Source organism: Halorubrum sp. Ea8 (assembly GCF_002252925.1).
Lineage (GTDB): Archaea > Halobacteriota > Halobacteria > Halobacteriales > Haloferacaceae > Halorubrum.
The window spans coordinates 1-20432 of sequence record NZ_NHPF01000080.1 but is presented as its reverse complement, the minus strand read 5'-3'; the positions used below and the strand labels follow the sequence as shown (position 1 = coordinate 20432).

The 20432-nt window shown below is 58.5% G+C and carries 20 protein-coding genes and 1 pseudogene; 14 read left to right on the top strand and 7 right to left on the bottom strand.

What is annotated here, in order from left to right:
- From DJ74_RS08670 to DJ74_RS08645, 6 genes are all read left to right on the top strand, one after another.
- Window positions 1-712 (top strand): Cdc6/Cdc18 family protein (locus DJ74_RS08670; protein WP_094526986.1); only part of this gene is annotated, 712 nt, incomplete at its 5' end.
- Window positions 713-841: 129 nt separating this feature from the next.
- Complete coding sequence (locus DJ74_RS08665) at window positions 842-1429, top strand: nucleotidyltransferase domain-containing protein (protein WP_094526990.1); 588 nt, start codon at window positions 842-844, stop codon at window positions 1427-1429.
- Window positions 1422-1910, top strand: a complete 489-nt coding sequence (locus tag DJ74_RS08660; RefSeq protein WP_094526985.1) for a hypothetical protein — start codon at window positions 1422-1424, stop codon at window positions 1908-1910. Before DJ74_RS08665 ends, DJ74_RS08660 begins: the two co-directional genes overlap by 8 nt.
- 435 nt (window positions 1911-2345) lie before the next feature.
- Window positions 2346-3284 (top strand): hypothetical protein, encoded by a 939-nt coding sequence (locus DJ74_RS08655; RefSeq protein ID WP_094526984.1) that lies wholly within the window; start codon window positions 2346-2348, stop codon window positions 3282-3284.
- A 2-nt stretch (window positions 3285-3286) separates the two neighbouring features.
- Window positions 3287-3604 (top strand): hypothetical protein, encoded by a 318-nt coding sequence (locus DJ74_RS08650; RefSeq protein WP_094526983.1) that lies wholly within the window; start codon window positions 3287-3289, stop codon window positions 3602-3604.
- Entirely contained in the window at window positions 3601-4257 is a 657-nt protein-coding gene (locus DJ74_RS08645) for a ribonuclease H-like domain-containing protein (RefSeq protein WP_094526982.1), read from the top strand. The genes DJ74_RS08650 and DJ74_RS08645 overlap by 4 nt, the downstream gene beginning before the upstream one ends.
- A gap of 903 nt (window positions 4258-5160) precedes the next feature.
- Here DJ74_RS08645 and DJ74_RS08640 read toward each other — a convergent pair.
- On the bottom strand, window positions 5161-5373 hold the full coding sequence (locus tag DJ74_RS08640; protein ID WP_094526981.1) for a hypothetical protein: 213 nt from the start codon (window positions 5371-5373) through the stop codon (window positions 5161-5163).
- A 56-nt stretch (window positions 5374-5429) separates the two neighbouring features.
- A pseudogene (locus DJ74_RS08635) lies at window positions 5430-6065 on the bottom strand (IS6 family transposase).
- Window positions 6066-6349: 284 nt separating this feature from the next.
- Between DJ74_RS08635 and DJ74_RS08630 the strand changes: the two are divergent.
- A complete protein-coding gene (locus tag DJ74_RS08630; protein ID WP_254922155.1) occupies window positions 6350-8266 on the top strand; it encodes a serine hydrolase in 1917 nt (638 codons plus the stop codon).
- 70 nt (window positions 8267-8336) lie between these two features.
- Here DJ74_RS08630 and DJ74_RS08625 read toward each other — a convergent pair whose 3' ends face one another.
- The gene (locus DJ74_RS08625; RefSeq protein WP_094526978.1) at window positions 8337-9581 is read right to left on the bottom strand and encodes an RNA-guided endonuclease TnpB family protein; all 1245 of its coding nucleotides are present in this window, start codon (window positions 9579-9581) and stop codon (window positions 8337-8339) included.
- 281 nt (window positions 9582-9862) lie between these two features.
- Window positions 9863-10411 carry a hypothetical protein gene (locus DJ74_RS08620; RefSeq protein ID WP_254922154.1) on the bottom strand — a complete coding sequence of 183 codons (549 nt, stop codon included), beginning with the start codon at window positions 10409-10411 and terminating at the stop codon, window positions 9863-9865.
- A gap of 137 nt (window positions 10412-10548) precedes the next feature.
- Here DJ74_RS08620 and DJ74_RS08615 point away from each other — a divergent pair, with 137 nt between their 5' ends.
- From DJ74_RS08615 to DJ74_RS08600, 4 genes are all read left to right on the top strand, one after another.
- Complete coding sequence (locus DJ74_RS08615; protein ID WP_094526977.1) at window positions 10549-11937, top strand: dienelactone hydrolase family protein; 1389 nt, start codon at window positions 10549-10551, stop codon at window positions 11935-11937.
- Between the two features lie 62 nt (window positions 11938-11999).
- Window positions 12000-12911, top strand: a complete 912-nt coding sequence (locus DJ74_RS08610; RefSeq protein ID WP_217900321.1) for an alpha/beta hydrolase — start codon at window positions 12000-12002, stop codon at window positions 12909-12911.
- Between the two features lie 165 nt (window positions 12912-13076).
- Window positions 13077-14084, top strand: coding sequence for an Acg family FMN-binding oxidoreductase (locus DJ74_RS08605; protein WP_094526976.1), 1008 nt, complete (start codon window positions 13077-13079; stop codon window positions 14082-14084).
- A gap of 162 nt (window positions 14085-14246) precedes the next feature.
- The gene (locus DJ74_RS08600; RefSeq protein WP_094526975.1) at window positions 14247-15038 is read left to right on the top strand and encodes a 2-oxo acid dehydrogenase subunit E2; all 792 of its coding nucleotides are present in this window, start codon (window positions 14247-14249) and stop codon (window positions 15036-15038) included.
- Window positions 15039-15318: 280 nt separating this feature from the next.
- Here the strand turns inward: DJ74_RS08600 and DJ74_RS08595 are convergent, their stop codons facing one another.
- The 3 genes from DJ74_RS08595 to DJ74_RS08585 form a co-directional block, all read right to left on the bottom strand.
- Window positions 15319-16209 carry a CPBP family intramembrane glutamic endopeptidase gene (locus tag DJ74_RS08595; RefSeq protein WP_094526974.1) on the bottom strand — a complete coding sequence of 297 codons (891 nt, stop codon included), beginning with the start codon at window positions 16207-16209 and terminating at the stop codon, window positions 15319-15321.
- Window positions 16210-16218: 9 nt separating this feature from the next.
- Window positions 16219-16884, bottom strand: coding sequence for a DUF998 domain-containing protein (locus DJ74_RS08590; protein WP_176451328.1), 666 nt, complete (start codon window positions 16882-16884; stop codon window positions 16219-16221).
- A gap of 278 nt (window positions 16885-17162) precedes the next feature.
- On the bottom strand, window positions 17163-17642 hold the full coding sequence (locus DJ74_RS08585) for a hypothetical protein (RefSeq protein WP_094526973.1): 480 nt from the start codon (window positions 17640-17642) through the stop codon (window positions 17163-17165).
- 245 nt (window positions 17643-17887) lie between these two features.
- Between DJ74_RS08585 and DJ74_RS08580 the strand changes: the two genes are divergently transcribed.
- The 3 genes from DJ74_RS08580 (at window position 17888) to DJ74_RS08570 (ending at window position 20425) form a co-directional block, all read left to right on the top strand.
- The gene (locus tag DJ74_RS08580) at window positions 17888-18739 is read left to right on the top strand and encodes a hypothetical protein (RefSeq protein ID WP_094526972.1); all 852 of its coding nucleotides are present in this window, start codon (window positions 17888-17890) and stop codon (window positions 18737-18739) included.
- A 323-nt stretch (window positions 18740-19062) separates the two neighbouring features.
- A complete protein-coding gene (locus tag DJ74_RS18665; protein WP_141212685.1) occupies window positions 19063-19647 on the top strand; it encodes a hypothetical protein in 585 nt (194 codons plus the stop codon).
- 190 nt (window positions 19648-19837) lie between these two features.
- Window positions 19838-20425 carry a CPBP family intramembrane glutamic endopeptidase gene (locus DJ74_RS08570; protein WP_094526970.1) on the top strand — a complete coding sequence of 196 codons (588 nt, stop codon included), beginning with the start codon at window positions 19838-19840 and terminating at the stop codon, window positions 20423-20425.
- The last annotated feature ends 7 nt before the right edge of the window (window positions 20426-20432 follow it).

Genomic DNA, 20432 nt, shown 5'->3' with positions numbered 1-20432 from the left:
GGCGCGGGAGGATGTCAATGAGCGACTCCAACAGTACGACGGTCCTCGAACCGTCGTCATCCTCGACGAGGTCGACCAACTCGAAGACCCGAGCCTCATCTACGACCTCCACAGTATGGAGCAGTTCGCGGTAATCTGTATCGCGAACAAAGAAGAAGAGCTGTTCAGCCGCGTCGACGATCGCCTTGTGAGCCGGCTGCGCTCCAGCGAACACGTCCGGATGGACAAGTACCACAACGAGCAACTCTACGACATTCTGAGTGCTCGAACAAAGTGGGGCCTAGAAAACGGCGTCATCACCGACGAGCAGCTTTATCAGATCGCTGATGCCGCTGCTGGTGATGCCCGTCTCGCGATCGGGGTGCTTCGCAGCGCAGCCAGCACGGCTGACCGCGAAAATCACGAGGAGGTCACTAACGACATCCTCCTAGACGCTGCTGAAGATGCTCGGGCCCAAATCAAACAGAAGAGTCTCGACTCGCTCACGCCACACCAGCGGGTCGTCTACGATATTGTTCGCGACCACGGCCCGCTCGGACCCAGCGAGATCCACGACCGCTATACTGAGGCGGTCGACGATCCGCGGACGAAGCGCACCGTCCGGACCTACCTTTCGAAGATGGCCCAGTACAATCTGCTTGAGGCAGAAGGGACGAGTCGGGACCGGGAGTACTCGCTCGTCGACTCAGCGGCTGCGTCGCCGGTTTCGTAATTTGGCCAGTTCACCACCAGAGTTTTCATACTGTTTCCTAATAGGAATCATATGCCTAATAGGAAAGAGTCGATCTCAATAGAGCTACGCTATCCGTTTCCGGAGGATCGGGTATTCCGATACCAAGCAATGCAAGACGTTCTCAACGTTCTCATAGATCAGCCGTATGCGACGTACTCGATAAGCGAACTCGCAAGCCTCACAGGGGCAAATAAGGGAACGATCTCAAAGGCGGTGACATTGCTTTCCGAGCTCGATGTCATCGAGCTCGCACCAGACGGGCGGACTCAGCAGGTCCAGATCAACCGTGAACGGCTCACAAAACCAGATCCAATTCTCTCGATCCCACAGAGCGAGTTCCACCAACCAGTTCAGGCATTTCTACAACGACTTCAGGACGAGTTGGATGGATTAGTCGGGGTCGTCCTGTTCGGAAGCGTCGCTCGGGGAGAGGCAGATAGGGCCAGCGACATCGACCTATTGGTGATCGTCGACGAAGACCAAACGGCAGCTCGCCGGACTGTCCAGACGGTTGTTAGCGATCTCGAAGACCAACGGTTCGAAGGGAATCGGTACACGTTCCAGCCGCTTGTCGAATCGACGGACAGCGTCCAACGAATCGGCGATCAACTCCGCCCTCAGTTCGACGACGGGATCACGTTGGTCGGCTCCGACCAACTCTCCGAACTCCGAACCGAGGTGTATACCGATGAATGACGATATCCGAGACCAATTGGGAGAAGCCGAGCGGACCTTCGAGGGCAGTCCCGGAACGATCGAGGAGGGATTGGATGTCGACGACGCGGAGTTGGTCCAACTTCGCCGTGCCTGTCGGCTGCTGGAGGTGGGATCAAATCTCCTCGACCAAGGGTACTACACGGTCGTGATCGAGTCGGCGTTCGTCGCCATCGAGCGCACTATCCAGTTCCGGTTGATTCACGATGGGGCAATGTCCGCGGCGGAGGTCATCAGTAGCCACCGCCGACTCTACCAACGCGGTGCCGAGATAGGCCTCTACGACGACGCGTTCGGAGAGGAACTTGCCGAGCTGTGGAACCGAAACCGAACGAAGACCTATTACAGACTCGGTATCGCAACGAAGGAACAGGCTGAGGCAATGTACCGGCTTGCCGACGATATCCATCGCCACCTCATCGATATGACACGGGTGTCACACGAGTGTATCTGTCGAGGCTGACCGGTAAGATGCGTTTCCTGGGTCGCGGGCAACAATCAGGACGAATGTCTTCGAGACCAAGAACCGTGTCGGCCGCAGCTTCGACGAACTGTTCCAGTTGGAGCTGCCGTGGTTTCTGTTGTGCCTGATGAAAATATTCTGAATAATCATATTCTAGAATATCATATCGACAGAGATCATCGACGGGCTCAGTACAATGAGGATAGCTACATTAACCAACAATCTGCCGGGACATACCGGAATGTTGGTTAATTCGATAATCAAAGGCTTCGGCCATCCCGGAAAGCGTCTTGGAAACAGTCTCCTACTCCTCACGATCCGGTGATAGAGTTCAAATTGACGTCTGGTACAGTTAATTGACGTCTGGTACAGTTCTTTTTGGAAGTCCGGAAGCGCCGCGCCGTCGCTTATTGAGAGGGTGACTAGTTATCGGGTATGGGAAATCACCGATCATCGAACCAAATGGCGGCCGACAAGCCGACACGGGGGGCTGACCGCAATCGGACCTTGGCCGGTCAAGCCGACCCAGCCGCAGACGAGATGCTGCTGCCGTCACTCGACGACGGCATCACGTTGCTCGACGTTGACCGCGGCCGTGGCGTCCCAATCCTCCAGTCGCTCGTGCTTGACCATCTCTTGGTACACGATGGGCCCGCCTTCTGGGTTGATGCGAAGGGCCACGCGACGACGACGACGCTGGGTCAGATCACACCGAGCCAGCGGTTGCTCGACCGGATCCACGTCGCACGCGGATTTACCGCGTACCAGCACTACGGCGCTGTCGACATTCTCCCGACGGCAGTAAACCAAGTCATCCAGAAATCGACCACCGTCACCAGCACATCCGGTCGACAGTCATCGACTCATAGCGAAGACTCGTCTCCACACACCCCATCGCTCATCGTCGCGCCGGCCGTCGACGCCCAGTACCGCAGCGACGAGACGCTCAGCGAGCAGCACGCAGAAACACTCCAAGCGAGAATCCTCGCTCGACTAGCGACGTACGCCGACAGCTACGATGTCCCAGTACTCGTGACTCGGAGTACGATCGATGAGTTCACAGCACCGGTCGCGACGGCCGCCAATCACCATCTTGAGTGTGAGCAAACCCGGATGGGACCGCGACTCGTCGGTGACGAATTCGAGACACTCGTCTATCCCGTTGATGACGGTGCGTACTACCAGACCACGTTCGCCTACTGGCGACAGCTGCTCGCTACGCGGGCGACACAGGTCGGGCTCGAACCGGCAACACCCCCATCGTCGACGTCGAGTCCGGCAGGGGTCGGAACAGGCGTGACCACTGACGGCGAGACGACGTCGCTCACCACGAGTCCGCTCCTCGATGCGTGGACAGCACCTAGAGGGCGATAACAATGGGACGCACGAACCCGACATATCGGGATGCGCTGCGGGCTATCGAAGGCCGGTGGGCGGAGTTCCGACGGGCGCTCCGCCGTCACGACCAACCACGCTTCGACCAGCTGTTCGAGTACGCTCGCGAACACGCCGACGCAAGCGGGCTGTTGAATCATCAGAATCCACTGGTGCCGGCGCTGTTCAGTATCGATCTCGAACAGGAGGCCACATTGGAAGACCATGAGGAACGCCTCGAAGCGCTCGAACACCGGCTCAACGAACAGAGCACGGATGCACAAGTGCCCAATGAAGAAACCAGCAAGGAACCCCAATGAGTACACTCGCGACGATCGCGTTCGACATCGAGACGACGGGGTTTTCGACGACAGACCAGTTGACTGTCGTCGGCTTCGATGCTGAGATCGGCTCGCGAGTGTTCCTCAATACAGCCGGGAGTGCGTGTGCTTCAGATATCGAAGAACGCGTGAACGACCATCTCACCACGCCAGTAACGCTCTCTGTTCATGACGATGAGGGCGCGCTGTTGGACGCCGTCAAGGCGTTCGTCGACACCACGATCGCACAGCGAGACGTCAAACTCGTAGCATATAACGGGGAAACCTGGAAAGGCGGATTCGATCTGCCATTTCTTCGAACGCGGTTGAGTCATCACGGGCGCGAGTGGCCGTTCGCTGAGCTGCCGTACATCGACGTGATGGAAGTCTTCTCCTCACGGTTCAATACGAGTGAGAACAGCCTCACTGGTGTGTATGACGAGCTCGTGGCTTCCGGCCACGGCACAGTCGATCCATTTGGAGAAAGTAGCGAAGCGGTCGACGCGTGGCAGACCGGCAATTTCGAAGCGGTCGTACTCCACAACATCGCCGATATTCGACGTACACGAGCGCTGATGGACGTCGCCGAACGGTACTGCTCGAAATCAGACTTTTCAATGAAGTCACTTGAACCCGTAATGGGTGGTCAGTAGCACGGTTAATACAGATCACTATTGTGTGGCTCTGTTGAAATCCTCACCCGGGTACATGTTCTTGGAGCCATGCTGAACACAGAGCGCGAGTCTTGTACTGAGTTATCCTCGGATTCGATCAGGCCAGATTGCTTAGTACAAGCCCTACGTACGACGTCAAATGAATCTGCGAACCGTTCGCTAAGCCGACGCGGATCGGGAACGGACGGAGCGTAACTTACTGCCCAGAACGCTTCCGATAAGGACAGCGGCACAGATCGAGCTAGCGACGCGTATAGAACGCAAGACCAGAGGGATTTCATTGTACAAGACTTCGCTGACAGGCGAGATTAGAAGTAAGAACGCGACACCGGTGATGGCAGCGACCTGTATAGTTCGATCAAATTCCCGCAGTGATTTGGGATCTCGAAAGACCATCCAGAGGATGCTAATCGTGAGGACCGAGAGGAGAAAATGGCCTCCGCGACCGAAGATGACGGAAAATATAAACCCAACACCGAGCGAGCCATCACCGAAAAGGGCCTCGAACAGCGGGAATAACGCTGCCGGTTGGACGACCCACAACACCCCAGCAAGTATTGATAAGGGGACCGCTCCGGCCGGGAATGAATCTGACATATTTTTGGAATATAGTAGAGGAATAAGTATTTTCTCATGTCTACATTTCTGGATTGGAAAAATAGCGCTGAAGCGTCTGTTGCGCGGGCACGTTCTATCGGTTGGTTCAGGATTTAGATGGAGAAAATAAGCAGTTCCATTGCTGACTGCATCCTCTGTATCTCGCACGCAGATCCTATCAACTCTTAAAAATTTCAACAGAGCCGCTCTATTGAAATCCTCAACCGGTGATATGTCCTCAGCGATTTGCTGAATACGGAGCGCAAATCTTCTACAGCGTTCCACTCAGTCCAGATACCCTAATTCACGGAGCGATTCAAGCGTTTTTTCATCTATGTCGGCTCTTTCAATTGCCTTTTGCCCCGCTACATAATGTTCTTTCATCATACCGCACAATTGACGTGCGGTACGTAATTTGAATCTTAGCTCTGGATCCGCCACGTCTTCTTGAACGCTCTCGAGCATCGTGTCTATATGCTCATATGAATCTACTCTCATATTCGTATATCAGAGAATTTGATATATGAACTTTACCACATTTGTCACCCTCGTGTTCAGATAAGCTGATTCCATGCGAAGCTGAACGATCTGAGCCAGTCGTCGGCGGTTTCTGCTTCGGCGTTGCTGAAACAGTTTGAGAAACAGACAGTTCGGCGTTTTACCTCTCTAAATACACGTTCAACGGCGTTCCGATTTCCATGTTTCTCGTATCTGAAATCGAAGCCGTGGCGCTGACACGCGTCTTGTAGCGAGTGCGATCCATCGATGAGAAACACGGCGTCGGAGACGTCGTGTTTCTCGGAGAGTTCGGTCAGAAACGACTGTGCGAGAACCTTCGTTGTTGTCGGCTCAAGCTTTGTATGGAGCAATTCGTTTGTTTCAGGATCGACGGCAGCATACAGCCAATATTGCTCGTCGTTGAGTCGGATCACAGTCTCGTCAACCGCGACGTGATCCGGACACCGACCAGCTTCGGGCTGTAGATCGGCCTTGTGAACCCAATTATGAACGGTTGATCGAGCACGTTCGACACCGAATATATCAATAACCGAGACGGTATTCGAAAGTGAGAGGCCAGCGAGATGGAGCTGAATACCGAGCTTCATCAGCAATCTCGGTGTCGCTTCTCATTCAACAAACTCTAAGTTGATCTGGTCGATACTCCCGCTGAGGCGTGTGTTTTCGGGCATGAACCACTCAGAAAACACACCGCCTCACTATTCATCCTTATCTGAACACGATGTTTCTCACTATCTTAGTTTTTATAAGCGTTCTACCCTTCCACAACAACTGCTATCTACTTTTATTACAGTCCACGCCCCATCTTTATGTTTGAATGTGTTGATCGTTCGACCAAGCTTCCAGCAGTACAGATCAACTACCACTGAAACGACCTCGACCGATGTCTCAATCACAGATACCAATCGATGCCACTGCTGGGGATGACCAGCGCACCACGCACTCTCGACGTACAGTGCTTCGCGGTCTCGCGGCTACGGGTTCCGCGGCGTTCGCTCTCCAACATGGATTCGGTAGCGCGAGTGCGGCCGAACCCAGCCAGCAGGGACCGTCCAACGGACCGCTCTCCGATCCGGAGTCCTTCGAGACGTTTCTCGACGGCGTGATGAACGCCCACCTTGAGGCCCACGACATCCCCGGTGCAACGCTCGCAGTCGTCGACGGTGATTCGACGTTCACGAAGGGATACGGTGTCCGAGACATCCGGACCGATGCGCCGGTTGAGGCGGGCGATACACTCTTTCGCATCGGATCGACGTCGAAACTCTTCGCGTGGACGGCAGTCATGCAGAGGGTCGAGGCTGGCCGGCTCGATCTTGAGACTGATGTGAACGACTACCTCGACGATGTCACGATACCGGACACGTACGACCAGCCCATCACGCTCGACCACCTCGCGACGCATACTGCAGGATTCGAGGAACGCGCTCGTGGGACGTTTGTCCTGAACGAGTCGGATCTGCGCCCGCTCTCGACGATGCTCCAGAACGAACGACCGGCGAGAGTCCGGCCGCCGGGTGAGTTCACTGCCTACTCGAACTACGGGGCCGCGCTTGCCGGCCATATCGCCGCCACGACTGCCGACTCGTCGTTCGGTGAGTACGTCGAAGGCAACATCTTCGAACCGCTGGGGATGGATCAGAGCACGTTCGACCAGCCTGTTCCCGATGGTATCGACGGCACGCTCTCGAAGGGGTACACGATCCCGAACGGTCGATACCGCGAAGGCGGCTTCGAGTACGTCGGAATGGCGCCAGCTGGATCGATGACAACAACGGCGACCGACATGGCACGGTTCATCCGTGCCCATCTTCAGGGCGGTGGAACCGACCAGGGACGTATTCTGGAATCCGATTCAACAGCGACGATGCACGAGCGGCGGTTCGGCAACGACGACAGACTGAACGGGATGTGCTTCGGGTTCTATGAACTGAGTCGGAAGGATGTACGTATTGTGGGACACGCCGGCGACACCGAGCAGTTCCACAGTTTGGTGGCCCTACTCCCGGACCACGGTGTCGGGATTTTCGTCTCGTACAACAGCCCGGGCGGTATCGAAGCCAGAGACGAACTGCTCGACGCACTGATCGAGGAGTACTATCCAAGCGAGGCGACCACCCCCGAACCCGATGGCGATCTGAACAGGGCAAGCGACGTGACCGGCACGTATCGCACACTCAGGTCTCCCTACACCACGTCGGAGAAACTGTTGAGCGTGCAGTCGAACGTCTCTGTCTCCGTCGATGACCGGGGCCGACTCGTCACGACCGGCCCCAGTGGGTCGACTCGGTGGGTCGAGGTGGACGACCTGTATTTCGAAGCGGTCGATGGGTCGGACGCGCTTGCCTTCGGGGAGACCGACGGCGAGATAACACACCTGTTCTTCGACAGCAGGCCTCCTTCAGCGTATGAACGACTCGGAGCCTTCGAGCAACCGTCCACGCATGCGGCTATCGCCGGCCTGAGCATCCTGGTGTTTCTTGGAGCCATCCTCGGATGGACGGCGACCGGCCTCTGGCGGTGGTACCGTGGTGAGACGCGAGAACGACTGTCCTCGCCACTGCGGCACACTCGTCGGGTCGCTGGACTCGCAGCGGTGAGCTATCTAGTGTCCGTGATCGGACTGGCCGCCGTGGTGTTGAGTAATCCACAGGCGGCCCTTCTTGGAAACCCACTGCCGTTACAGGTCGTCCTGCTGGGTCCGCCTGTGGGAGCACTCGCGAGTGTCGCGACGCTCGTCCTTTCCGGGATAGCTTGGCGGCTCGGGACCTGGCGTCGCCTGACGCGAATCCAGTATACCGTGGTCAGTGTCGCGGGTGTCGTCTTTGCGCTCGTGCTCGCCTACTGGAACCTCCTCTGGTATCAGATGTAGCGGCCTACAGTTCTGGCTTTACACTTCTGGGAGTAGACAGCGAGATGCGAACTGGAGCGTCGATGGTGAACTACCTCTGCCTACTCGCCGCCTTCGGCGGCTTCTTGAGGCAGGGGCTTCCTGCTTCCACGACGCGCTTTGCAGATACAGGCGTATCCACAGGGAGCGCAGTCTCCACAGGCGTTTCTTCGGAGTATCCCACTCCTACGTCTTCGAGGCCACGAGTAAGAATGTTCCACGCCGCGTTCGCGTCCCTGTCCGCCTCAAATCCACAGGCGGGACAGGAATGTTCACGGACCCACAACGGCTTCTCCGTCTTGACGCCGCACGACGCGCACTCCTTGGTCGTCCCTCTCGGGTCCACCGCGACGAAGTGCGTTCCCTCTCGCTTGCACTTGTATTCGAGCAATGAGAGAAACGTCCGCCACGCGGCAGATGCCGTGTTGCGGCTGTTCGACGGCGAATCCATCATCTCTTTGACATTCAGGTCTTCGACGGCTACGAGGTCGTACTCCCGAGCGTAGTAGTTCGAGAGTTTGTGCAAGAAGTCACGCCGCTTCCGTCGGAGATCGGCCTGACACTCCGCGACTCGACACCGTTGTGTCTCGTAGTTGTTCGACCCGTGTTGTTTGCGCGAGAGCTTCCGTTGCTCGCGCTCCAAGCGATCGCGTTCGTCTGAGAGGTCAAGCGACCCGACAGCCGTGCCGTCGGTGTCGTGGGCGTACTTGAGTATGCCAACATCGATCCCGACGCATTTCTTGGGATTCTCAGGCGGCTCAGGCGGTTCTCGATCCATTTCGACGCCGAAGGTGGCGAACCATTCGCCTGTCGGTTCCTTCTTGACCGTGACCTGCTTGAGTGTGGCGTCGTCGGGGATATTTCGGTGGAGTCGTATCGGAATGTCCGCGAGTTTCGAGAGGCTCAGAACAGTCTGACCGCCCTTCTTGTCGAGCTTGAAGCCAGACTGACTGTACGTGAAACTGCGGAACTCGCGTGGCGGTTTCCACTTGAGTAGACCGACGCCGTAGCCGTTCTCCTTGAGCGCGGAGAGTCCTTTGAGGTTGTCGAACAGTCGTTCCACGACGGTTTGGAGAACCTTCGAGTACACGTCCGAGAGATCGTCCCACCATTTCTTGAGGTCGGGGAGTTCCGACCGCAGGGTGGTCATGGACGGCAGTTCACCGTGTTCGTCTTGATACTCGTTGAGGCGGTGGAGTGTGTGGTTGTACAGTTGCCGACAAATGTCTCGGTGGCGGTCCAACTCCTCGCAGTGGGTGTCGGACGGCTTGAGTCGGTACTTGTAGGCGTAGTACATCCGTTACTCTCGTTCCTCGATTAGTTCATCCAGTTGCTCACGGATGAACGACGAGAGGTTGAGGTGTTGGTCCTCAATCCACTCGTCTTGGTCTTCGCGGATGGTGATTGTCTTCCGTTTCACTGTAATACACGGAATACGCGTTACACGCATATTGGTTTTGGTGAACCGTTGGCCTGTGGGCCGAGTGTCGGGGAGGTTTGAGAACTGTGCGGCGCTGTATCCCCTCCCTGCTCGCTCCCGTTGGTCGCTCGCTGAGGAAGGGGGCTTAGCGCCTCAATTCAGCTAACCCCGCCAATCACCAGTCTATCGAGCGAATGAGTTGCGGCGCTGTAGGAGAGAAAGAACACGACCATCACGAACAGTTCGACGAGATCGAACGCGACGACATCCACGGTGGCGACGACGGGAATCAGTGATATCAGAGCCTCGACCGCATGGTCGAACGTTATCACGGCGACGGCAGTGCCGGCGATCAGTGCCAGGAAATATCCCGTCGTTTGTAGCCACGACGGGGTGACACGTGACCACACGCGTAGTTGGTAGTCGTCGTACGTGCCGACGCCCAGCGCCGCGAGTTGACGCCGCAACTGGTCGATCGCGGTCACCACAAGCACGAACCACAGTGCGGTCGCGACCCCGAATCGGACGAACGAAGGCGACAGATCGAGCACCGTCTCGCTGAACACCGTGACGACGGCCGGGGTCGTGCGACCGACGAGAAAATAGAACAGGAGATTGCCGAGGCCTGCCTCAATCGCCCCGTACGCCGGGAACTGACTATCTTCCTCGTCAACATGACGAGCCTTACCTGCGACAGACATGCTCATGTGTGACCGATAGCGAAGAACGTCTTCAAGTATGCTAACGCTTGCCGGACAGTGAGAACCGATCCTCGCGTCCGGGGATCCTCGCGTTCGCTGAGAATCATCTGTATTGATATCGTTTCTCCACCATACCGGGGCGTATGAACATCGCGATTCCCACGCAGTACATCACGACTGCTCTATTGGTGGTCATGGTCGTTGCGGTCGCTGGATGGGGGGCACCGTTCGTACTAACGCCGAACGCAGGGGGAAGTGGATACACTGTCGAGCACGTCTACATCGAGGCTGACGACCGCATCACGATAGCCACACTGTATCTTCCCGATGGGGACGAGCCATCCCCGGGCATCGTGTTCGGGGCCGGATCGGGGACAGCACCCGCGTTATACCACAACTATGGAGCGGCACTCGCCGCAAACGACTTTGCCGTCTTGATTGCCGGCCAAACGAGGGAACTGGAGGACGAGAAACCGATCCGCTGGGAGACCAGAACCGAGTCGTCGGTGCTGTTCCAACGGGCGAAAGCCGACTATCACAACTGGGTCTCATATCTGGCGTCGCATCCGCGGGTCGACGAGGAGCGCATGGTCCTCGGAGGCCACTCCGGCGGTGCCAACAGCGCGTACCGGGTCGCGTACGAACGGCCCGATACCAAGGGCGTCGTCGCCATCGCCGGCCGCTTCCCGCCCGAGCGCAACGAGACGCTGGAGACAAATCTCCTGCTGGCGACCGGAAGCAACGACTCGCTGGTCCCGCCGAGCAAACTCACGAACGTCTCCGCGGAACTGACTGGCACCCCGCTCCAACCGGGTCAGCAGGTCGGCTCGTTCGAGGACGGAACTGCCCGGCGTGTCGTGGTCGCTGAGGGCGCGACCCATCTCTCGGAATCCGACAACTCCGTATTGGTCCGTGAGACGACCGACTGGGCACTCCAGTCAATCGGTGAGTCACCGCCTGCGGACCTCGGAATCACCGTCCGCTCGATCGGATCGGTTGCCTACCAGTTCCTGTTCGGGTTCGTCGGCGTTCTCGCCGCCACGACGCTGACGAAACGGTTCGTCTCGATGCGTTTCGACGACCGGCGACAACGGGACGCTGTCGTCGCCGCTACGTGGCTGGTCGGCTTCGCGACAGTCGTCCACACGACGGTCTCCCAACGTATCTATCACGTCGGACCGATGCCCGAGCAGGTACTGAAGTACGTCTTGCTGGCCGGCCTGCTGTTCGCTTTCGGCGTCGCTCTCGACCGTCTGGCGTCGCGGATATCGTGGACCGACACAATGGCCGGCTCGTCTCTGCTCGACCTCGGCTTTCTTCTGCTCCCCGTCGGTGCGTTCGTACTCCTCTCGACCCGATTCGTCACGTTCCAGCTCGTGACGACCGTCGTTCTCTCCTCGTTGGTTCTCGTCGTGCTGGGCGTGTTCTTCGCTGAACTCGCTGTCCTGAACGTGCAGCGTCGGGCCCGCTGGATCGCAGTCGGACTCACTGTCCTCTGGCTGGTGCCGGCGATCGTGCCACCATACCTCTGAGGCTCTGGTATCATTCTGCTGATCATCGCCAACGATACCTCTCTGAAGAATGTACGGCCGTCATGGAACGTATGAAAACAACCTGTCACGAGCAATTATTCGAGAGCCACGGGGTTTCGTGTGCAGGTCGCCTTTACCGGCCGGCCGACGTCGAGCGGCCTCCAATCGTCGTCATGGCACACGGCTTCGGTGGTGAGCTGACGTGGCGCCTCCCGTCCTTCGCCGAGCGCTTTGCCGAGCGGGGGCTGGCGACGTTTTGCTTCGACTATCGCACCTTCGGTGACAGTGGTGGTGAGCCACGCAATCTGATCGACCCGTTCAAACAGCGTGCCGACTGGCTCGCTGCGATCGACCACGTTCGGTCGGTATCGACTGTCGATTCCGATCGGCTCGGTCTCTGGGGCACGTCATTCAGCGGTGGACACGTCATCGAGACTGCATCCCGCGTCGACGACGTTTCCGCCGTCGTCGCTCAGGTCCCGTTCGTCGATGGCCTGCGGACCGCCCTGAAGTTGATCAGAACTGGCGGTGTCGAGTACCTGAAAAACGGCGTTACTGCTGCTATCCGAGATCTCGGCCGCGCGATCACCTGCCGTGATCCGTACTACGTGCCGGTGGTCGGCTCACCTGATGAATTCGGACTCCTCAATACGCCGGACGCCGTGCAGGGAATCGAGGCGTTGATTCCGGACGACGAAGAGTGGGACAATCGCTGTCCTGCGCGAATCATCCCCCTGATTATGCTGTATCGACCGCTCTCGCGGGCCGGTGACGTGGAGGCCCCCGTCTTCATTGCACAGGCCGAAAACGATCGACTACTCCCTCCATCGACGACCGACCGTCTCGTACAGGAACTTGACGACGTCGAACGCGTTCGATACCCCATCGGTCACTTCGACGCGTATCGGGGCAAGCCGTTCGAGATTCTCGTCGGGCGTGAATGCGAATTTCTCGGGCGGCACCTAGGCGGTTGACTGGCCGTCGATTACCCCGCGGCGACTCGCAGCCAGCGCTGTAGCGACCGCCAGAGTCGGTTTCTCGTCATTCTGTTAGTCTGTCCGGTCACCTACCGGAGTGACTATTCTCACCGACAGATAATAATCTCGACGAGCTATGCCACTCCGCGAGAATACATACCTATGCCAACAGCGGACCTCACGCAGTCGGTCTGGGATCTCGATACGGACGAGTTTCCATCGACGGGAGACATCGAAGAACAAGCCACGTTCCTCCTCCGATACGCGATTCTTGCGCCATCGAGTCACAACTCTCAGCCGTGGGAGTTCAGGGTAACCGGGAACGAAATCGACGTCGGTGCGGACGAATCGCGCTGGCTCGAGGCCGCCGACCCCGAAAAGCGGGAGTTGTATATCAGCGTCGGGTGTGCTCTCGAGAACCTCTGTATCGCAGCCGAGCACTTCGGATTCGACCCACAGATCGCGTATCACGGACCGAACAACGCCGACTATGTCGCGACCGTAACGCTCCTCGACGACGCCGAAGTGTCGACCTCTCGGCCGAGCGAACTGTTCGGTGCGCTCACCACACGGTACACGAGTCACGAGCCGTTCGAGAACCGCCTGCTCGGTGACGGAATTTACGAGAAACTGAAAGCGCTCGTCGTTGAGGACGACGTCTCGTTGCACCTCGTCGACAACTCGGACATTAAGACTGCGATCAGCGAGCTTCAGGTAGAGGCTGACCGACTACTGATGGAGGATCCGGCGTACCGGAAAGAGTTGGGTCACTGGATTGGACTCGGTGCGCTCGGGAGTTCGTGGCTCATGGCTCGGATTGGACAAGCCGTCGTCACGCACCTCGATATCGGCGACCGGGAAGCGAAGAAGAACTCGACACTCATCGAGAGCGCACCAGTCCTCGGCGTCCTGACAGCCGCATCCGACGACTCGACCGCACAGGTCAGGACGGGTCAGGCCTTCGAGCGCGTCGCCCTTCTGGCCACCACCGACGGTGTCGCGGTTCACCCCATGAGTCAGACGCTTGAGCGGCCCGAGTTACGGGCACGCCTGGGTGAGTTACTCGACACCGCCGGTGTGCCACAGCACCTCTTCCGGCTGGGGTACACCGACGAAGCGGCCGAGCACACGCCGCGCTGGCCGCTTGAGACGTTCCTCGACGACGAGTGAATCCACGACGAGACTGTCCTCGCTGCGTGGTGACACCGCGGTTAGGGGTGAACGAAGCCGACATCCGGGTATCAGGGAAAATTACTGGGATTTTGCACCGCTCCTCACTCCTAGATATGTCATGGGCGTCAAGAGATTTGTTTCTTCCGGTGAATGGGTGAAATGAGCGACCAAGGTGGCCGGATTGAGCCGTTCCCTTCCCGGCGGCGAGGGACTGTTGACTATATGAGAACCGCGGGCCGTCGAAGCAATGTCCACGGGCTCGTGGAGGTCGACGTGACTGAAGCGCGGCGGCGTATCCAGACCATCGAAGAGGAGACGGGAACATCCCTCTCGTTCACCGCCTTCCTCGTGTATTGTCTCGCACGAGCCATCGATGATCACCCACACGTCAACGCGTATCGCGATTGGCGTGGGCGTCTCCACATGTTCGAGAATGTCGACGTGAACGTGCTGGTCGAGACGACGATCCGGGGTGAGCGAATGGGCGTCCCCCACGTCGTCAGGCAGGCCAACGGACAGTCGGTCCGATCGATTCACGACGAGATTCGGGCCGCACAGGACTCTCCGGATCCGACAGACCTCTCACCGTGGGCCAAGATGGCGCTTCGACTCCCGGGGTTCGTTCGGCGCCTCGTGTGGCGGCTTCCGCAGTGGTTTCCCGAGCGCTGGAAGGATGTGGCCGGGACCGTCACCGTCACGTCGGTGGGGATGTTCGGTGAGGGAGGTGGATGGGCTATCAGCCCGACGAACTACACGGTGCAGTTGACTGTCGGTGGCATCAGCGAGAAACCGAGACTCGTCGACGGAGAAGTTACGACTCGTGAGTTCCTCAATCTCACAGTGACGTTCGATCGCGATGTTGTCGACGGTGCATCCGCTACTCGATTTGTCCAGCGGCTAGGCGAACTCATTGAAGACGCCCATGGGATAGAGGGAGGGAACGAAACGTGAGCGAGTCGCATTGAAAAAACGAGGACCTCGTCGATGTTGGCTGGATGTTCGCTACCGTCCTGGCCGGTCACCTCGGTGAGGCCATCACGAGCGACACGTTTCTTAAGACGATGGTCGCGCTCGGCACTACGTCACTCCTCGTAGGGACCTTCGCTGGCACTGTCGTGATCAGTGTGGGATAGTTGCTCACGTATTCGTGGACACTACCGCGATTTCTTGTGTCCTAAGCGCTTCGCCGGTCGTACGCGGACGTCGGCCGATGAGCAACCGTGGTCGTTCATCAGTCATCATCCGTCAAGTGACCGTGTCTGCTGAGACGACCACGCACCCGGTCTCGATACAGGCCTGTGCCGACGAGTCCGACGACTGCGAGTGCGACTATCCACGTGAGTACCGCGTGTGGAACGTTAATTGTGACGAGTTCCGAGGGGAGCAACACGCCCTCGGGAGCGACGACAGCGAGGTCGATCGGCAGGCGCCCCTGCGTGGCGTTGTCGGCACCGTGCATCACCATCGCGAGCCACGCACTCCCACCCGAACCGTTGAATATCCATGCTAACAGCACCGAGAATCCGATGATACCGACGAAGTACGACCCGATCATCAGTGGCCCCCAATCGGCGCGGAATCCGCCCGGGAGGAACTGCGGAAGGTGCCAGAACCCCCAGAAGACACCGACCACGATGGCGGCCCGAAATGCACCGTATCGCTCTTGGAGTTCCGGCTGGGCGAACCCGCGCCAGCCGAACTCCTCCTGGCCGCCGCCGATGAGCGTTCCAATGATGATGCTGATGAGTATGGTCACCGGACTGATTCCGAAGGCCGACCAGTCGATGGGGCCACCGAGTGCCCACGAGACGACGCCGGCAGCATAGACGATCACGAAGGGAACGATGATGGCCGCCGCGTACCATTTGGGATGGACCCGAACCTTCGCGACGCTCCGGAACCAGTCCCCGACGCTGTCGCCGCTCGCGGCGATGACGAGGGCTGCTGCCACGGAGGGCGCTAGAGCGCTCAGAAAGCCCGCGAAGAACCAGCTCGTCCACGACGGCTGTGTCATCCCGACGAGGCCCGGAATCGCTTCGACACCCCACGCCAGCGCGTACGCGAGTACGAAGAAAGACGTGAGCCGTCGACGCTCGATCGCGGCGGTGAGGGACGCGAGCATCCGTCTCACCTACGCCGATCCCGGCCGGCTATCGTCTTCCAGTTCCCGTCGGCTGGTGCCGAGCAGGTACCCACCGAACGCCAGCATCCAGAGCATCACCGGGTAGACGATCATCCGCTCGGTCCCACCGTGACCGATGGGACCGAACGCGGCGGCGTTCCCGGCGTCGCCGATTGCCATCAACACCACGAACAGGATGCCGATACTGCCTGCGAGGACGGCGAGGACCCGCATGACGCCGGAGAGCCGAGCCGAACTGCCGAGCGCCTGCAGGTTGAAGAACAGAAACGCCAGGAGTGCGAACAGCCCGTGGAGACCCCCGGTGTCGAGCGGGAAGAGCCCGGCACCGACTGCCCCGACGCCGGCGACCGCGAAGATGCCGAGGAGCCACCGCCTTCCGTGGCTTTGGTAGAAGAGGTATCCGCCGAGGAGGTTGAGCAGACCAACGAGCACCAGCGAGCCGTTGAACAGTAGTGCCGTCTCGGGGAGAACGCCGAGGTCGCTGATGGCGGCCGCACCGAAGTCGTAGTCGGGCGCCATCGCCGCTGCGAGCATAATGACGGTCATGAACTGCGCAGCGAGCACGAAGAAGAGCACTCCCGCAAGCTTTCGGCTCCTGAACGTCAGCCCCCGAAGAGAGAGCACGACATCGTTGTTTGATTCGATTTGATTCATGTTCGATTCACAGATGAGTATTGACCGAGTAAGGCTATAAATCGGGACTGTTATTCTCCTGGATCGAGATTGATTCGAGGACGATTCTCCGAACCGTTCCACCGCTTGAGAGCGGTCTCAGATAGCGTCCGGCAGCGTGAATTCACGAACTCTGAGACGGCCTGTCTAATCTCGAATATCAGACCGGTAGCGTCGCTGGATGGCCAGGCCGACAGCGACCGAACCGACGACTACGCCGAGGAGTCCAACCACACGCCTTACCCTGCTGTGGACCCCCATCAGGCACCCTCATTTCCGAGACGGCGAATCAGGTGAGCAACTGTCACAGGGTAGGACTGGCGTAGCGCAGCGAGGTGAATCAGGGCGAGACCGGCGTTTATCAGCCCCCACGGACCGGACAGGATGAGACTTACTTGGAAGACTGCCCCGGCGGTGTGTCCGACCAGCACAGCACGGCCCCGCCAGTAGAGCGCGGCGAAGAGGCCGAACTCGAGAAGGATGACCATCGGTTGCAGGACAGCGAGGTTCGGTACGACGAGCGATCGCCACAGTTCGGTATAGACTCCGACAAGTGCTTGGTTCGCGAACTGTGGATAGATCTCTGGTGCGAGAAGGCCCAGCGCGACGTGTGCGACCGCCCCGAGGAAGTACATCCCCCCGAGGACGATTCGCGTGGCCTCCCAAGCACGGCTGGTTCCTCCGGTCGTCAACATCACTCTCCCCCCGCTACCGGTGAGATAGTTCGCATACGTTCTCACAACCCAATTGGATAACCGACGAGATAAAATCAAATCGTGGGTCCCGTGTGGTGAGACACCACACCATTGGCGGGCGATATCCAAGAACGCCAGCGTCCCAAACGAGTCCACGACAGTTACGCTGGAGTCGCCTTCGTACCGGGCTAACGCAATCATGCTCAACGGGGCGAGTGGGGGTCTTAGCCGGTGAGAATCACCAGTATCGATTATGTCGTTTGCCGTCGTAATCGTACGTAGTGATTAATATGGCAGGAGATATCCGTCGATGGCACGTCTATTCGACGGTCATCATTCTCGTTCTCGCCAGTACCTCGTCACTGCTCGGGCTCGTCCGCCCAGGCCATTACCAGGCGGCTCCCGGGCTCGTCGAATCCTACCGGATGCAAGATCTCACCATTCTCGTCGTCGGGATCCCCGTGCTGGCGGTTGGGCTCTGGTATGCGATGCGGGACTCGCCACGGGGTCGTATCGTCTGGCTCGGCGGGCTGGCGTACATGACCTACATGTGGGCCTCGATTGCCGTCCAGATCCCGTTTAACGAACTGTTCCTCGTGTACGTCGCGCTGTTCGGGCTCTCGTTGTTCACGTTCGTTGGCGGGATGGTGACGACGGACGCGCAGGCTATCTGCCGAACACTCGAGGGGCGACTCAATACTTCGCTCTACAGTGGCGCATTAGTCATCATTGGACTTGGCCTCGCGATACTGTGGCTGGCGGACGTCGTGCCGCCTCTACTCAGTGGGACGGTGCCACTCCCGATCGAGGAGACTGGCCAGCAGGCGATGGTGACGCACGTCATCGATCTCGGCGTCGTGGTGCCGTCGATCTTCTTGTCGGCGGCGTGGCTTTACCAAGAGCGTATGTGGGGCTACGTCTTCGCCGGTGTGGAGTTGGTCTTTGGCGCAACCCTTGCGGCTCCGATTGGAATCATGACGCTCGTATTCATGAGCGGCGACACCGTCACCGTCAGCCCGATTGCAGTCGTCTTCACGTTTCTGCCGATCCTCGTGGCTGCGTTGGTGGCCGTGACGTACCTCCGGTCGATGGGGCAGCGAACACAGCAGCTGTCGGACGACGACCACCAGAAACCCGCCTGAACGTCGTCGCACTTGGCCCTCGGCCGGTTTCGCTGCTACCTACACTCCATCATACGGGACCCAGTCACTCACAGGCGCCGAGGTCTCTGTCGTTCAATCATCAGGGCTTACTCAATCTGCGGACTGGGTTGCCTCTTGTTCTCCGCTGCGGAGATTCCCGAGTCCAATCCCGGCGAAGTCGACGAACACTACGGTCCCTGTTCCTCAAACCATCTTATTCACTGTTGTAGAGCAATCAACAAAAGATTCCCTGCCAACAACGACTCTTGATGAGCGATTAGTATATTTCGTGCTATACCGTTTTTACAACGAGAGAGGAAGGTATGAGCCAATCACCACACACCGAATCAGGTGGTACCGCGACGGTCGTGTACGGTGCAATCGTCGGGATAACTGTGTACGTCGTCGGATATCTCGTCACGTACGCGACGGCTGCCTCGGCAGTGAACCGAGCAGTCCAAGGCAACGTCCGCCTCACCGACGCCGGTGCAGCGTCCGCTCCAGCGTGGAAGGCTGTGGGATGGGTATTCTATGACGCACATCTCGTCGGGACTCGTCTCCCGGATGTGAGTGGACACGTCGATTTCGTTGGACTCTCTGGAGTCCAGTTTCTCTATCTCGTCCCGCTGCTGCTACTCATCATCGCGGGTGGGATTGTTGCATATCTCGCAAGAGTGGATGATCCGAAAGCGGGGGTCCAAGCAGGGCTGACGATCGCTATCGGGTATCTGTTGTTCGCGATTATCGGTGCGATTTTGGTTTCGTTCGTGGGTATCCAGCCGGATCTCCTTCGTGCGGCTGTCGTCGCGGGGATCGTGTACCCGGTTGCATGTGGCGCCATCGGTGGCGGGCTCGTCGGAGTCCTCCGAGCGGACCGTCGCGAGATCATCGGTACACCGCTTTCCTGAAGCGGATTTGTGCTAGCGCTTCGTGGGTCGGGATCGGTCGAGAGACGATTAGGTCATTTATTTCGCAGTTAACGAAGCCGTTTACAGGAACACTGACCGCATGACAACGCCGGATTGTGAAAATATCTCTGTGGGGCCCCTTATTGTTTTGCCAATCCCTATATGTCGATACTAGTGGTGACCGGCGCCTATGGAAAGCTACGTTCAGTTCATCGGGGCCACACTGCTAACGTTGGCACTCGTAGACATCGGACGCCGATGGGGTGGTGCGTACCCTTCTCCACTGACTCCAGCGACGGACAGACGACGCGCAGGGCTCGAAATCGTCGTCCTCTACGTATTGGCCCTCGGGACCGTCACCTATGGCATACTCGTTGCCCGGGGTGTGATCGCATTCAACCCGGCGATCCGTTTTCTGGGCCGTCGCTTCCCGCTTTATTTCTTCTTGAGTACGGCGACGATGGTGGTCATCCCGATCAGTCTCGAAGTCGGCGTTCGGGACCGCTCGCTCCGCGATTTGGGGATTCGATCACCGGTCGCCTGGCGACCGACGCTTCTCCTCGTCGGGATGGGAATCCTGCTTGGACTGGCACCCATCCCATATGGCTTTCCGTCCCCCAAATCGGTCGTGCCGCTGCTTTTGACTCTGTACTCGCCGGTCTTCACGGAGGAACTCCTCTACAGGGGTGTGATTCAGTCGAAACTCGAACGCCTCGTCAGTCAGGAACGCGCGTGGGTGTTCTCGGGCATCCTTTTTGGGATCAGTCTGCTTTGTTGAATCCGAT